The 15,335-nt window shown below is 34.1% G+C and carries 10 protein-coding genes and 2 pseudogenes; 3 read left to right on the top strand and 9 right to left on the bottom strand.

Translation table 11 applies throughout. The features are described 5' to 3' along the window. Positions 1-221 precede the first annotated feature (221 nt). The 3 genes and pseudogenes from MHH60_RS14235 to MHH60_RS14225 all read right to left on the bottom strand — a co-directional run. The gene (locus MHH60_RS14235; RefSeq protein ID WP_076133519.1) at positions 222-1,190 is read right to left on the bottom strand and encodes an HNH endonuclease; all 969 of its coding nucleotides are present in this window, start codon (positions 1,188-1,190) and stop codon (positions 222-224) included. Positions 1,191-1,419: 229 nt separating this feature from the next. Continuing rightward, entirely contained in the window at positions 1,420-1,623 is a 204-nt protein-coding gene (locus tag MHH60_RS14230; RefSeq protein WP_076133520.1) for a hypothetical protein, read from the bottom strand. 376 nt (positions 1,624-1,999) lie between these two features. Then, positions 2,000-2,389 (bottom strand): annotated as a pseudogene (locus MHH60_RS14225) (sigma-70 family RNA polymerase sigma factor); the annotation flags it as partial. Positions 2,390-2,410: 21 nt separating this feature from the next. On the opposite strand from MHH60_RS14225, the gene MHH60_RS33295 reads away from it, so the two are divergent. The 3 genes and pseudogenes from MHH60_RS33295 to MHH60_RS33290 all read left to right on the top strand — a co-directional run. After that, a complete protein-coding gene (locus MHH60_RS33295; RefSeq protein WP_081388859.1) occupies positions 2,411-2,608 on the top strand; it encodes a LytTR family transcriptional regulator DNA-binding domain-containing protein in 198 nt (65 codons plus the stop codon). A 448-nt stretch (positions 2,609-3,056) separates the two neighbouring features. Continuing rightward, entirely contained in the window at positions 3,057-4,247 is a 1,191-nt protein-coding gene (locus tag MHH60_RS14220) for an IS256 family transposase (protein ID WP_076133521.1), read from the top strand. Positions 4,248-4,388: 141 nt separating this feature from the next. Beyond that, a pseudogene (locus MHH60_RS33290) lies at positions 4,389-4,505 on the top strand (GHKL domain-containing protein); the annotation flags it as partial. Positions 4,506-4,919: 414 nt separating this feature from the next. Here the strand turns inward: MHH60_RS33290 and MHH60_RS14215 are convergent. The 6 genes from MHH60_RS14215 to MHH60_RS14190 form a co-directional block, all read right to left on the bottom strand. Next, positions 4,920-5,771, bottom strand: coding sequence for a hypothetical protein (locus MHH60_RS14215; RefSeq protein ID WP_076133522.1), 852 nt, complete (start codon positions 5,769-5,771; stop codon positions 4,920-4,922). Between the two features lie 384 nt (positions 5,772-6,155). Beyond that, entirely contained in the window at positions 6,156-7,127 is a 972-nt protein-coding gene (locus MHH60_RS14210; protein WP_076133523.1) for a hypothetical protein, read from the bottom strand. A 391-nt stretch (positions 7,128-7,518) separates the two neighbouring features. Continuing rightward, the gene (locus tag MHH60_RS14205; protein ID WP_076133524.1) at positions 7,519-9,858 is read right to left on the bottom strand and encodes an nSTAND3 domain-containing NTPase; all 2,340 of its coding nucleotides are present in this window, start codon (positions 9,856-9,858) and stop codon (positions 7,519-7,521) included. Between the two features lie 270 nt (positions 9,859-10,128). Further along, positions 10,129-11,001: a hypothetical protein gene (locus MHH60_RS14200; RefSeq protein ID WP_076133525.1), complete on the bottom strand. Its 873-nt coding sequence runs from the start codon at positions 10,999-11,001 to the stop codon at positions 10,129-10,131. 256 nt (positions 11,002-11,257) lie between these two features. Then, positions 11,258-13,795, bottom strand: coding sequence for a DEAD/DEAH box helicase (locus MHH60_RS14195; RefSeq protein ID WP_076133526.1), 2,538 nt, complete (start codon positions 13,793-13,795; stop codon positions 11,258-11,260). Between the two features lie 15 nt (positions 13,796-13,810). Then, entirely contained in the window at positions 13,811-15,331 is a 1,521-nt protein-coding gene (locus tag MHH60_RS14190) for a Hachiman antiphage defense system protein HamA (protein WP_076133527.1), read from the bottom strand. Positions 15,332-15,335: the final 4 nt, after the last annotated feature.

Raw genomic sequence — 15,335 nt, 5'->3', positions numbered from 1 at the left:
GCTCCAAGCTCATTACCCACCTTTCATAAATAGATAGTGACTTATCCCGTCTAACTTCTATTTCGTGCCTACGCTCTGCAAGTACCTGCTCGACCGATGCATTTTTCTGCACTAAAGAAAAAACCTCCTATACGTTGTCGGGTACTTCCTCGGGTAGACAGTGCAATTTCGGGTGTCCTTTTCAAGTTGCAATGAAAACTACAACCCGTCAGTTAGTAATTTCACCTTAAATAACCGTACTTTTTAAGTGCTTCTTCCAACATTCGTTTCTCATCTTCATCCAATTCTTTTTGGAGAACAGAAAAAACTGCCGTATAGTACGGTTCCATATTCTCAAAATCAATCTCTCTTATTAACGAATCCCCAAAACTCCTATGCCATTTAAAGGATTGATTTTCCCGATTAAATTCTCCGTCTGCAAGAACAGGTATCTGAATAGAAAAATTTCCAAATGACACTTTGAAAACCATGTACGGATAGTTTATTTCTGATATCTGTTGCTGTTTACGTCTAAATAGTTGCACGTTGGTTCCATTGAAGGGATTGAATCCTGGTTGAAATTCCATAACTCCTCTATCTATTTCAATCTCATGCCCCCCTGCTTGAAAAACAATCAGAGTAGACATAAATCGCTCTATTTCCTGGAATGGTACTAGAGTAATTGCCATCTTTAATAACGCATAGTATAGATCAACTGGATTATATCTTTGTCTCTTATATTGGATAGTCATTTCGTTATTATCAACAGTAACTCTCTTTTCATCAATACGATCAATTATGAGCTTTCGAGCATCCCCATCAAACTCAGGTAAGATAGGGTCGTTTTTACGATATTCAATTCTATGACCAGTTCTAAGATCTTTATCTGTTAATGAGGTCTTTTTACCGTAGACCTCAGAAATCAACTTTAACGGAAGAACATATTTCCCTAACGCATCTTCAAACTTGCTTCCGAAAATCTCCTTGTTACATCTACTACACTCATATTTTGAAAACAATCTTTTGTTGCCAAGTGTCTCTGAGACAACATGTGTATTATCTCTAAAACTCACTTCGTCAATAGATTTGGCACAAAATCTACACAACCGTTTACTGAGCGGTTCTGATAAAATAATGTGCTCTTGGGTCGTATCATTTAATTGGTGGAGATCTTCAATGCAATCATATAAGAAGTCAAATGCCTCATTCATATTTTTTCACCCCGGTGTCATTATTTAATAAATACAATATATACCTTATCTAAAAAGCAAGGGCTCATCTTCCTTGTAAATAGTTATCTTGTCCTTCAGGTCAACCGAAAGGTACTTGATTAGGTGCTACGCAGCGAGTAAGGTAAAGTCACCAAAAATTCAAACTCTACAGTTGGATTGATCGACTTTACTTTGGACTTACCTTCAAGCAACCTCTTGATGTCCTTAATTAGACCCGTTTCCATTCAGCGAAGCAGATCGTTGTTCTGTAGCTAATAATATTGTAAATGTCTCTGAGTGTGGTTTTTATATCTTCGAAGTCTTCAACTGACAGTTTACAATGGTAATCTTCGGAACTTCCGGTTATTTTGTCAGCAATAAATTGATTGAAGCGATCTCGCAATTCAATTTCGCGATTGTATGGTCGGCTCATAGTCCCCCCTCAGGATAAATATATAGTTCATTATACTCATCTGGGATTATTTGCATATAGAAGGCTGTGTTATTTTTCATTAGTATGATTAGATTTTGTAATTTGGTGAGTATGATTGGAGAAGCGTCTTTGATGACCTGCTGCTATAGGAATATCCGCTACAAATGAAATGGATGCCGATTTTTGCGGTAGTTTGAACCGCCACATGCAGGGACATACCCATAATCGGTTCAGTCTATCCCCCAATGCAGACGAAACCTGATTTCCCTTCTAGACCAGTGAAATAATCATTAAAAATAATTTAACTGCTGAAAATACTGCCATGTGTGAGATACTTATACAAAAAAGAGACTATCAAATGACATACCCGAAAATCTCACCGCTTCGCCTTATAAAACTCATGATACAGCTTCATGAGCGCCCTCTTCTCTATCCGCGAAACATTACTCCGCAAGATCCCCAGCTCCTTGGCAATCTCCCTCAGCGTCTTCTCTTCTCCACCTGTAACAAGTCCGAATCTTCCAACGACAATCTCTTTTGCCCGATCATCCAGAATATCGAGGTTAAGATAAATCTTGCTCTTCTCGATTTTAAGATCTACTTCTTTTATAACATCATCAGCTTCGGAGCCGAGGATATCGATTAATGTGATTTCATTACCTTCCTTGTCTGTCCCAATTGGATCGTGCAGAGAAACGTCTTTCCACGTTTTCTTCAAAGATCTTAGATGCATCAGGATTTCTTTTTCATTACAACGTGCTGCAAATTTTTCCGGTAGTATGCCACAATATCATCGATTGAGAACAAACTGCAGGTATATGATTTTTTCCGATGTAACAATTGTTATCTGGTCAATCTGGCTTATGTACAAAGAATCCAAGGTTATATTATTTTTCTGGATAGTGTAGAATTGCGGTTCAGCCAGCCGAGGAAAAAAGCTTTTGTTGAAAAATTAATGGAGTATGTAAAGAAGAAAAACTTATGAGTTAAATCATCAATAATATATTAGGCATCTATTCAAAACTGTTTATCATTCGCTCAGCCGGGCTGATTGAGATTGTATTCTGTATCTTTATACTCACACTCCCCTTTCAAAAAACAAAAAGTTATGGAATGAAATTATTAATCATTACACCTTTCTTCTTGATCCATTTTATTTTTAGCCTTTTACTTGCCCTTCTTTTTCGTAGAACGCAAGTTTTTGAACACGACAAAACGAATAAAATGTTGATTATCACTTTTTCATTAACCTTTATTGTTGTTACAGAGATCATTACTTCTTTTAGCCGTTCATTCGAATGTACGATTAGAGGTCATTTACCGCAAACTGATGGCGTAAAATAAGTTGTGTACCAAGATTTGGAGCCTAGTCAGGCAACAAAAAAGTAGGGTATTCTCGGGATTACGACACCACCAAGAAGGGACCCTACTCAATGACTATTGTACCCGAAAATCTAATGAATAATCTATTTGAAAATCTTGTCACTCAGTTTATCAAAGACAATCTAGAATCTATGATGCGTGCAGAAATCCAAGCGTTTATGTCAAGTGATGAAGCTGGCGCACGCAATAGCCGCAACGGATATTACACTCGGAACCTGCACACAAAGTATGGCAACGTGGAGGATTTAGAGGTTCCCCGCGACCGTCAGGGCTTGTTCCAAACTCAAATGTTTGAGCCGTACCAGCGAAGAGACGGTTGGCTGGAAGAAGCGGTGATCCAGATGTATAAGTCAGGCATGGGCACCCGGGATGTGGCCAGATTTATTGAAAGTATGTTTGGCAGCCACTATTCCCCCACCACCGTCAGTAATATTACAGCTACGGTACTTGATGACATCCACCAGTGGCAGAAGCGCCCATTAAACAAACGCTACTCTGTGATCTACCTAGATGGTCTGTACGTGAAACTCAAGCGTAGCACCGTGAGTGGTGAAGTGGTTTATTTCGCCATGGGGATCGACGAAGACGGTCATCGCCAGATCCTTGGTTTTTACGTAGGCGGCCAGGAGAGTACGAACGGCTGGCGAGAGGTGTTGAAAGACCTTTATGACCGCGGTGCCCAGGAAGTCTTACTGGGTGTATTTGACGGACTGCCGGGTCTCGATGCAGCATTTCGTGAAACCTATCCGAAGGCAGATGTGCAGCATTGTATCGTCCACAAGGTGCGTTCGACCTTCCCGAAAATTCGAGTTCAGCACAAAACGGAAGTGATTGAAGATCTGAAGACCGTCTATACGGCTGCAGACCACGACTTGGCTCGGGCTGCGTTTGACACTGTAAAGGCCAAATGGGGCAAGGTTTACCCCAAAGAAATACGGTCTTGGGAAGAACAATTACCGACGCTGTTGACCTTTTACAAGTATCCTGCGCTCATTAAAGAAGCAATCTACACGTCTAATCCGATTGAGCGAATGAATAAGGAAATCCGGAAGCGCCTGAAACCCATGAACAGCCTCACCAATATGGATGCGGCAGAGAAAATTATCTACCTCGACGTAATGGATTACAATGAACGTTTTAGCGAACGGGTTATTCGCGGCTTCGGTGATCTAGAGGTAAAGAAGAAACTAATCGAGATGTTTGAAAAACGATATCCAGAACAAGAAGACCAAGAGAAGTAACTTGAATTACCCTGTTCTTTGGGGCGGGTTTCCCCCGCCCCAAAGAATATCTGCACTACTAACAAACACCCGAGAAGTTACATTATACTCTCTTACACAAACTTCTTGACGCTACCCGCAAACTAGCAAAAAGATAAGAATTGGCATGGTTTTGGTATTAAAAGCATGCGCCACATTGCTGAACAATATAACGGAACACTGTACTTTCATACTGAGGAAGATATTTTTTATCTTCATATTTATTTTCCAAATTTCTGAGCACACCACAAAAAAACGATCAAGTAGCTATCCCAGATAGCCCTTGATCGTTTTTCATTTTTTATCTCGAAAAGGAGGTAAGCAGGTTGAAAATGAAACTGTGCAACTTTACGAAAAATTATTTTATACAAGCTATCAATCAGCATATCCCGCTATATGTACGGCTTCTTATTAACAACCGTTTCTTTTAAATAATCACCTGCATTCAGCGGTTTAAAAATGTACATGAGCAGAACCAAGTCTCAAGATTTGCGATAATAATAACGCCATCTCAGTAGACAATATTTGAAATCTTGTTGATCCGATCAGTTTATATAAGAGACATTCTCATGTACAACATTAACTATAACCAGTATATAAGCATTTAAATAAAGTGTTGATCGTCGGATCGTGACGAAAGAATAAAAATATAGACTATATATCAAGCTCGCGTAATAACCTTCTAATTGGATCTTCACCATCGTAATCTGAAAAGATTTTGCTCGCAATTTTCTTAGCATCTAATATTCCATAATGTCTAACAGAACCAGCTAAGTCACGATTAAATGTCCTAAGTTCACCAAACTTCCCACCAATCCCATCTTCTCTCCATTCCACTATCTTGGAAAACTCTATCCAATCAGGAATCTTATCTTCGAACATATTTATGTCGATAAATAAATTAGGACCGGCAAAACCAGCTTTACTCCCAGCTGAGTCGACTAAATAAGCTTTTGTAAAAGCAAAATTGGCTTGTAACTGGGATGTAAATCCATAAGTAGATTGGGCGTAGAAAGCTTCATGAACGGCTTGTTCCGAATTAATATCTCCTCTGTTCATTCTTGATAAAATATTTTCTAAATGTCCGTTATTGAACCAGTCATCTTCAATTCCAGTCATTCTTATTCCAAGTGCAATAACTGTTCTTGCACCCGGAAAGCCAGAATTATTTTCTATTTGATTTACATGGGAATGCAAGGAAATCATCCTCTGCAAAAAATCGATCGTAACACTATTGCTTCTATAAGAAAGATCTCGACTAAAAATAGCCCCATCATTTATACATATAGCAGGCAGATTTCTACTAACAGACGTTGAAATAATTTTCTGAAATTGCTTCAATCTATTTATCGCGCAAGTTGATAGATCATTAGTTGGGTCAAACCTTGCTTCTCTCAACATTGAACCATAACCAAGTAAGTCCATCCACGCTACACAAGATACTGTAAATGGTAATCTTCGACCTTTACCGAACGTAGGAGGTTGATACCCCTTATTTTTCCTCATTCTAAGACTCCCCTCTTATTACTAATCAAGCATTATCGAACCCGTGAAGCGATTCAAGCTGAAAAAGAAAATGCTGGTGCGATCATCGTGAGCTCTACAAGATGAGGAAATAATCGATAGCTCAAGTGGTACACATATTAATTTTACTATGATAAAAATGACGGCGATATTGATCAATTCACATTGACTTACTAGCTTTAGCTGAGGTTTGTCGGTGGTATGAAAATTTGGGGTTTCTCATCTAATACGAACATCTGGCTTTGCTATCATGAAACTCCCCCCTATTATATCGAGCTTATCCAGTGATCATCCAAACGATGCTTAAGCGGTCTGGAGGTATTTGAGAATCACAATCTTAATTTAAATAAGGTTCACCAGTTTCACTCAGAGGGATAATTTATCTGCGCTTTCCTTAAGTTTATACAACGACCTTAAATTTTTCACTGCGGCTATAAACATAATTGAAGCCTTCTCATATGTATTCGGTGTTGCAGGCTGTGCTCCAAAATGAATTGCATTCCTTGAATCCCTAATGATATCAGTCCAGTTTTGTATTTCGCGTATTGTGTTTAAATCTATTCCAGAGTCTATTTTTAAAGGTTTAAACCAATCTTGTCTATCATAAAGCTTTACAGTTTCATTCACCTTCCAAACAAGACTATCCAATCCCTTCAATTTTTCAATAAATGCTTCCCAGTCAGGTTTTTGTATCTTTACGTAGTGTGTTAGTGAAATTCCAAGCTCAATCCATGCACCTTCTACTGCTTTTCCTAACATTGTAATAGCAGGATGAAATAAATCATTCTTAAAACATGCTAACCCATCTTTTAACGCTTGAATAATATCAGGATGAGCATTCACTAATCCCAGATCATACGTATATACGTCGGGTTCAAAAAACGTTTGATTAGTTGACTGAGTCCTCCTAGAGTATGGCCTCATTAGATTAAGTGGTGTCGGTATAGTGACAAAATCGAATCTCCATCCAGAAGATTGTCCACCAGAACCAGGAATCACAGTTGTCCAATTTACACCATTAGGAATTGAGAATTGTTGACTACCTAACGGAATGAAAATAGAATTACATACTAACGAATGAACGGCTTCACAAAATGCTATTCCAAAAGAAAGGTATTTTGAGACTATTTGAATTTGGTTGTCTATTTCTACACTTTCATGAATAACAACAGTATTTGGTTTAGAGCAACTATGAAGTTTAACAAACTGTTCGAAGACCTCACTTGTATTAATATTTTCAGATTGATTGTTGATGAGATACGATTTAGCAAGTGCGACCATATGAGGATTGACACTTACAGATTCTTTGATTTTCCGCTCTATTTGATGAATATTCATCCTTGTTCCCCTTCTTCCAAATTTTATAGTAGTTCATTTAATTATACTTTATCATCCCCGATTCAAATATTGGCAAAACATCTTTTTGCTCACTCCTGTTATCTTTATAAAGACGTGAAGTTGGGTATTCCAAACTCTGATATAACCTTATTGTAAGGCCTACCGTATCCGAGTTCGGTTCCTACCACTAACTCTGCCACGAGCTATTGCCGCTTCAAGACTATACTTGGCTTTTTTGAATAATACTTTATCACAAACTTTTCTTCTAATTTCTTAAAAAGTACCATCATTTCTTTCGTATCTTCTTGATATTTGACGCTCAAATTATCATCAGACATTACTCCTAAAGCTAGTTTTTTCTTAATGCACCATTAAAATATTGTATTTATCTTTATCTTTCAAATATTGCTTCAATTTCAGAAATATAAAATTCGCCTGACCCGTAGTCACGATCATCTTCATAATTCATATCTTTAAAATAGGCATCTATAACATTTTCTATATCAATTGTGTTAAAGCTATATGAATTAGGGATATTTATAATTCTATTTATATTTTCGTCTAATAAAGATAGTTTTTCTTGTATCTCTTTTTCGATATCATGACTTATTTTTTCCTCTAAAGAGGATACTACAGCATTTGTATCAATTTCCACTTCTTCATCATAACCATAGTACATGACTTTAGTGTTTTCTTTCAATAATTGCCCAATATCATAACTATCGCAGTAACTTGAAGCATCTATATTTTCTGCGAAAGATAATATCGCTACATCCATCATTTCTTTACATAATGACTTAAACCATAAAAATTCCGTACTATTTTTCTCATAACTTTCATTCAATACATTTACTGCATCAACTAATTCTTCTAAATCTAAACTTAACAATAAATTGTGGATATTAATTTTATCTCCAATAAACTTCTCGATAGAGTAATATGAATACAATTCGCCAGTAAACAAACACTTTATTATATCAATATGAGATAACCAATTCTTTTCTTGAGAATAAATATAAAAAGAATTATGTAGATAATTAAAAACAATTTGTTTATAACTAATATCCTTTATACAATGTCTACAAATATGTGCCACAATAAAATAATTTTTTTCATGTTCAGTATCAAACTCAATCTTATTTATTTCTCCACTAATAGTAAGTTGTAGATAGACGCTAGCTAATTCATCATCAGAATAACACCGTTCTAACTGACTGAATTTACATATAGATTTACGCACTTCTTTTAGCTCCAATTTGTTTTTAATAAAAACAAGTTTCAAATAATCGTTAACGGAAGGATTCAATACACCAACATACATTTTCCCCTTTTTATCAATAATATTTATGATAGACTGATTCAATCGTGATAAAATTAATTCGAAATTATCTATTGTGGAATCATAATTCCTCATTTTTGATAACCGATTGTCAAAACATTTTTTTAACACTTCATATTCAACATTAGTATCAGTTAAAGAATATAATGTTGATAAAAAAGCCCTATCAATATCTTGAAGTCGTCGATCAAATTCATTTTTCCAAATGTCATTCGGATTTGAAAGATTATCAATAATATAGTCATGATACTTAGGAGGAGTTACTTTTAAATAATTAACTTCATAAGTCACATGATCAATAATCCGAGGGGTGTAATTACTATGTTGAACAATTTTTAGATAATTTTTATTTTCTTTTATAGTTGTAAAGTATTCTGTTGGGATACCTTTATAAATTAAATGATTATAAAATATCTTTGCTTTCTCTAACGGAGTTATTTCATCCATGTTTATAATGAAATTTTTTATTTTCTTTAGTTGAAAGAAATTATCGAAATCTATAGACCGTTCCTTCGCTTCGTTGAAAATAGTAATTCTTGAATTCAAAATAAGTTTTTTATTACTCGATAATTTCACATATTTCATCAAAGAAAGTAATTCACTTTCTTGTGTCTGCTTCATATTAAAATAGTGTTGACCTAAGCAATCATCTAACAAAACTAATTCTTTACAGTCTTTATCACTTGATAGTGATTTTTTTATGTCGGTAATATCGCCATTGGTTGTGTATCTTACTCTATAGCCTTGTGAAGCGTAATATAAAACCAACATTTTTGAAGTAGTTGTTTTTCCGACTCCAGGTCCTCCTGTTATCATAAGTAATGGATTATTCCCCAAATGTTCGATACATTGTTCGTAGATTTTAGTCTGAACAAAATACTTAGAATCTTCTTCTATATCAGTAAGAAGAGTTTCACAATCAATAAATATATTATTATTATAAATCTCGTCTAAAATATTGGATGCATAAAGCCATAATTTGTAATGCTTTCTAACCACATCTAAGTTCTCTGGCTTTTGCAAAAATTCATCAATTTCCTTTAAAGTAATTATATTTTCATCCGTTTTCATGAAATCAGAAAACATATCATATAGTTCACTAATATTACGGTCAGTAAGTTCCATTCCACAACAGATATAATATTGAGTAGGCTTCCATTTATGAACCTTCTCAATTTCCTTTTTTAATGAAGTACGCAAACTAGGAAACTTGCTTCCAATATAATGTTTTACCTGTACGATAATGTTATGTGTATTAGTATTATCGGTTAAATCGATACCGCCATCTCTACCCTTTGAAAATAATCGCAAACGTTTTGATAGTTTTTTTTCCATAACATCTTTACAAAGCTCTTCAAATTCTACATCATTTAAGTTTGCATAATTAAACACCTTCATCACCCCTCTATTTATATAAACCTGAAATACTACCTTTGATGGATTATGTTGATAAAGATTTGTTTCTGATTTCTTTATAGATATTTGAATAGATCCATAGGATAGTTATTTCCTCCTCTGACAAATCACGAATTTATGAGCGTTTAAAAGAAAAACTAGCATAATGCCTTCGTTTGGTATCCACTGAATGTTTAATATTTTGAATTTTTAGACATAGAATATTACCTTTCCTTTGGTACTTAATTAACGGTTCTTCTTAAAGACCTATGTGGTCTTTCGATCGTCACTACAACTCGTTTCATTTCCACCTATACCATCACAGTACTCATAAAACATATCTAGTTCAAATACTTCAGACATGTTTTGATATTGATTCGTCATCTCTTTATGAAGGATATCTTGATTAACCCCCATAATATATCTTTGTAATTCATCTTTCTTATGATGATATTTTTCTAAATTCGCTAAATTGCTCCAACAGAGTAGCAGCCCTCTTATATGAGCCAATGTATAGTAAGTTTGAGATCGATTAGACAAATTGATTTTGCACAAATAACTCGAAATATATTTCGACATATAATCAAGATTAAAATCAATAATCCCACTAGTAAGTATATATTTTTCTTGATAAAATTTCGCACGAACTTCAGAGCGATTTTGGAAGATTCCACCGATTATGTCGGAAAAATTGCCTTTATCATAATTTTCAAACACATTTCCATACCTCTGAATTAAAGAAGTAGGGTATGTAAAGCAAAAATCATAATAATGTACTAATTCGTGAACAATTATTGATTCCACAATTATTTCTCTATACTTTGGTGAACCATTTACTTTATCTAATCTATTCCAATTGATAATTATCATTGGCATATTACTTTTCTTATTTTCTTCATTCTGAAAAAAACAAGGAATAAACATTCCATTTTCATCTCCACCATTTAAAGTTTCAGGTTGAAAATGTATCTTTTTCACATCAGTCACATAATCACTTGAGATAATAATATGTATTTTGTCGGTATCAACAATGAATTCGTTCTCAAAAAATAAAATTGCGTTTGAAATTAGCTCTTTAATTATTTTATAATCTTGTTCCAATTCTGTCTCAACAAATACATTTTCAATTTTAAAATTCAATTTTTTCACTCCTCTTATACACATCTTAGAATCTTCTTTGTTTATGAACTATTAATCACTCTATCACATTGAAATTGGTCCAATAATTTTAAGCATTTGAGTTTATTTCTTATCGATCAATATTATTAATCCAAGCAAGACACAAATAGAAAAACTCATGTCTACACATGAGTCATTAATGATTTTTTGATAAATCTCACTCTATTGAAAAATCCAGATAAGCAATATTGATTTTTTTCAATACAAATTTGATTGTTTACAAGGTCATCTGTAGTCCATATATCTGTTTTTTTAAATAGTTTGCTATATCGAGCGAATTGACGTCTAATCTCTTTAGCCATTCAATGCAATAATCAGTACTTATATTTTCATGATTCCCAATAATTTCAGACAATTTTATTGCTGCTTCTCTTGGAAGTCCAATAGCCATAAACTCCAATGCAGCTACAGCACACGCACCGTACTCTAAGTAAGCTGATATATTTATAACTTTTTCTGACTCTTCAATCTTACCTATGCTACGTAGAAAAATCTTCAATACCTCAACATATGTTTGTGTGTATTTAACCGTTTGATATCTTAATACATTATTAATAAATTCGATTTGATCTTTGACGTGTTTTGTTATTTCTCTCTGTCCACTACTCAATACTGTTCTATCAAAAAAAACTAACTGAGCTAAAGGAGTTCCTTTCATCCATTTAAGCCCTGCAGTAGTAATCTTTCTTTCAAACTTTTCACTCCAAATCCCCCCTAAAAAAAGATGATTAACAATTCTTACAATTAAATAAAAATTATCAAATCCGTTCTCACTCAAGGGGAAGGCAGGTAAAAAATAATAATATTTATCTTTGTTTTTCTCAAAAAACTCCCACAAAGCATTAATTTTATCAGGCATAATCCCTGGATTTTTATAAAGTAATTCCTTAGGGGGCTGGAATCCATCTATTGTTGTTCGAGTAATAACATCTATTTCTTTTAATGTATTAACATTATGCTCTTTACTATATGGAGAGTGTTCAAGGTTCCTTCCCAATAGTCTTTCTTTGATAATTAACGAAAAAAGCTGTTCATTATAATCATCTTTACCTGGAGGGAGATTTTGGCTTTCAATAAATTCTTTGAATTTCACACTATCATTTATCAATCTTATTTCAGAGGAAGGAACAATTTCTTGATATCTTTCTCCTAAGACAGGATTGATTACCCAACTGTCTAATTCAATACAAATAATATTTCCCGCAAAGTCGTTCCCTATGCGACCAGCCCTCCCAGCCAAATTCCAGAAACTAAGATTATCAATAGCCTTATGTTTGCCCTTTTCTGGCTTATACACAAAAATGTTTTTAGCAGGCATATTAACACCTTCCAATAGTGTTGAGGTACAACTAACTATTTTGAGGGCACCAGCTTTAAACAACTCCTCAATCCCTGACCTAATAATTGCAGGTAGAGCACCAAAATGAAATGCCAAACCACGCCTGATAAAATTAGCAAGTTCATAGTTTTTCGTTATATATTCTTCTATAAAATCTGCAAATTCATCTAAACGTTCATCATTTAAATAAGGAAACTGCCCACTATCAAATAGTTCTCTTATAACATCGGTGGAAATCATTGGTTCATTCGCATAAATAATAGATGTTTGATTATTCCAAAGATATAATGCTGCGTTAGCTAGTACTGTGGGCACTGTATTTTGTGAACCAGGATACTTCTTACTACCAATGATAATTTCATCATCTTCGTAAAGAGCACTAACATGTAATTCTTCGTAAACCATTTTCACCTTTATAATATTTTGCCTAACTAATGGAAAATCGTCTTTTTCCTTTAGTCCTCTATCGAAGTTAAAGGTCTCTAAAAGTTTTTGTGGGTTTTTAACAAGAGGACTTGAAAATAATATCCTCGCATCTTTCCATAGTATACGTGCAAACTTTATCGCATTTTCAAGTAATACCCCTCTTCCTCCATATTGGATATTGTGTGCTTCATCTATTACAATCATTTTAGTTTTTAGTTTTTCTACATCTGGTTTATTACATAACTGGTATAATCTCTCTTGGGTTAGAACCAAGATATTTGATCTGTCTGGATCTTCCACTATTACTTCAGTCTCAGATGAGCAGCCTACATATATATTCGTTAAGCCTAACTCCGCTATATTACCAAGGAAATCATTCATAACTTGTTTAATTAATGCCCGTGTAGGAACTATATAAATTACCGTAGCTCCCTCGTCCTTACTAATTATATTTAAAAGCACTTTTAAAAAAACATACGATTTCCCTGCTGAAGTAGGCGCTGATATACTGATTCCGTTTGCATCTTCCTCTAGCATATCAACAACTTTCTTTTGAAAATTAGTTAATAGATATTCTTTCCCCGATAGCATTCTAGTATTCGCATATTCAAGTACATGTGCTTCAAAAAATGCCATACCACTTAATTGATTTTTATAGTTATTCATTTCATAGCGATTTTCAAGTAATTTCATGCCTGGATAGTTCCCAAGTTTTCTTAAAATTAACAGTGAAGCCATTGACACACCACTTGAGGAATTTATTAATGGTAAGGTTGTTGCAATGTTTAACGCATTCTGCTGATTTTGAATTTTGCTCGACGAAGCTAATAAATTACCTGATTCTAATAGTATTCTCATTTCGTCATCTGTTAATTCTTCATTTGTTTTGTCGAAAAAGTCCAACTGAATTTCCATCTTCTTTATTTTCCTCAGTAAGATTCCTAACTGTTCATTAGATTCAAGTTGGCTTATCATAGATTCAAAACTCATGACTACACCTCATTTCTAGACAAGTTTTGAAATAAGTAGCTTCTCAAAATCGGAAATTTCATTAAATGGGAGTAAAAACCAATTTATTTTTATTTTTTTTACATCACTAGTATTAAGTAACTGTTTACAAATAAATTCATGATTCCTACTAAACTCTTCAATAAAATAGTGACTCAATTGCTTTTCGATAAGAGGACCATTCATCCCATCCTTTTCAAGCATCATTAGAAGATCAGAATCATATCCAGTAAATACCGTAAGTTCTACACCAACTTGGCTCCATTCCCGATACTGATAAAAATTATCGATTAAATTCTTTAATGGACCATTTCCTAAATTATCGTATGAATACTGATCATAGAATAGGATATCACCTTCTAAATTAACAATTGATTCTAATTCCTGTATTAATGTCGAAATTCCTGTTTCGAAGCTTTTATTCAAAATACCACCACCAATAAATAAAACTAATTGGCTATTCTTCATACCAGCATGTACATCATTAGAAACATAATTAAGTTTTGAAGATGATCTACCATTCCTAATTCTTGTGTACATTTTGGGCATCTCTAAAATTCCCTCTATTAACATCCAGAGAAGCATCGATCCTAGCTTTCCACCGTCATGAATCTCCGCAACTAATTTATTTATCCTTTTGTAAATATCCAAATGTTTATTAAGATCACTAGATGCACTAGCTAAATCTGTTAAATCACATGCATATTGATTTAGTACTGCTGCCAAATGATTAGCTAATTCGTCCACTTTTTTAGTACCAGAATCATTATATTTTAAGTAGTAAAAGTCAATATTCATATTAATTTCATTATGTAATAAGGAATGATCTAGCTTATTAAAAAGATCGGTGCAAACTTTCTTTTGTAACTGTAATCTTTTTTTTAAAAATTCATTTGTATTTGCTATAGAGGAATCAATCTCAACACCATTTTGTAGTAAAAACTCCGCACACTTATAAAAACTAACTGATTTAAGTTGGCTCTTCACAGCACTGTATTCTTCCTTTATAATGATTCCCGTGACTTTATTGTTAACTATCAAGGGTGCACCAGAAATTCCAGCAAGACCATAAGGCCATTCATCTTTGATATAATTACTTGTTAATTGCTTATCATATGTTTTAGAGTCATCAAAACTACTATCAAAATACAAATTTCCAATCAAATAGCAATATGTACTCCCTTCTTCCTCGACATTCCATTCTCTAGGATAACCCATGGTTTCCCATTCATCTTCTTTGCTTTCATAATTATTACTGTCAAGTGATAGCCACTCTTGAATATGATCTATCTTCCCATCAATTTCTAGCAGTGCAATGTCATGTTCTATAGATTCGGCAACTACTTTTGCTCCTTTAATAATAGATTTTTCACTTCCAGCATAGAATTCAAGTTCTATCGGCTCATCGTTGCTTATATACTCTTTAACACAATGTCTTGCTGTAATTGCTCGATTTTCGCTTATTAAGAACGCTGTCCCTTGACTCCCACATATAATTTTTGCAGTAATGTGGTACAAATGT

Origin of the sequence: Paenibacillus sp. FSL H7-0716 (genome assembly GCF_038002705.1) — a bacterium.
Classification (GTDB): Bacteria; Bacillota; Bacilli; order Paenibacillales; family Paenibacillaceae; genus Paenibacillus_AQ; species Paenibacillus_AQ odorifer.
Note: the sequence above shows the minus strand (reverse complement) of the source record. Positions and strands in the feature narration are given on the sequence as shown.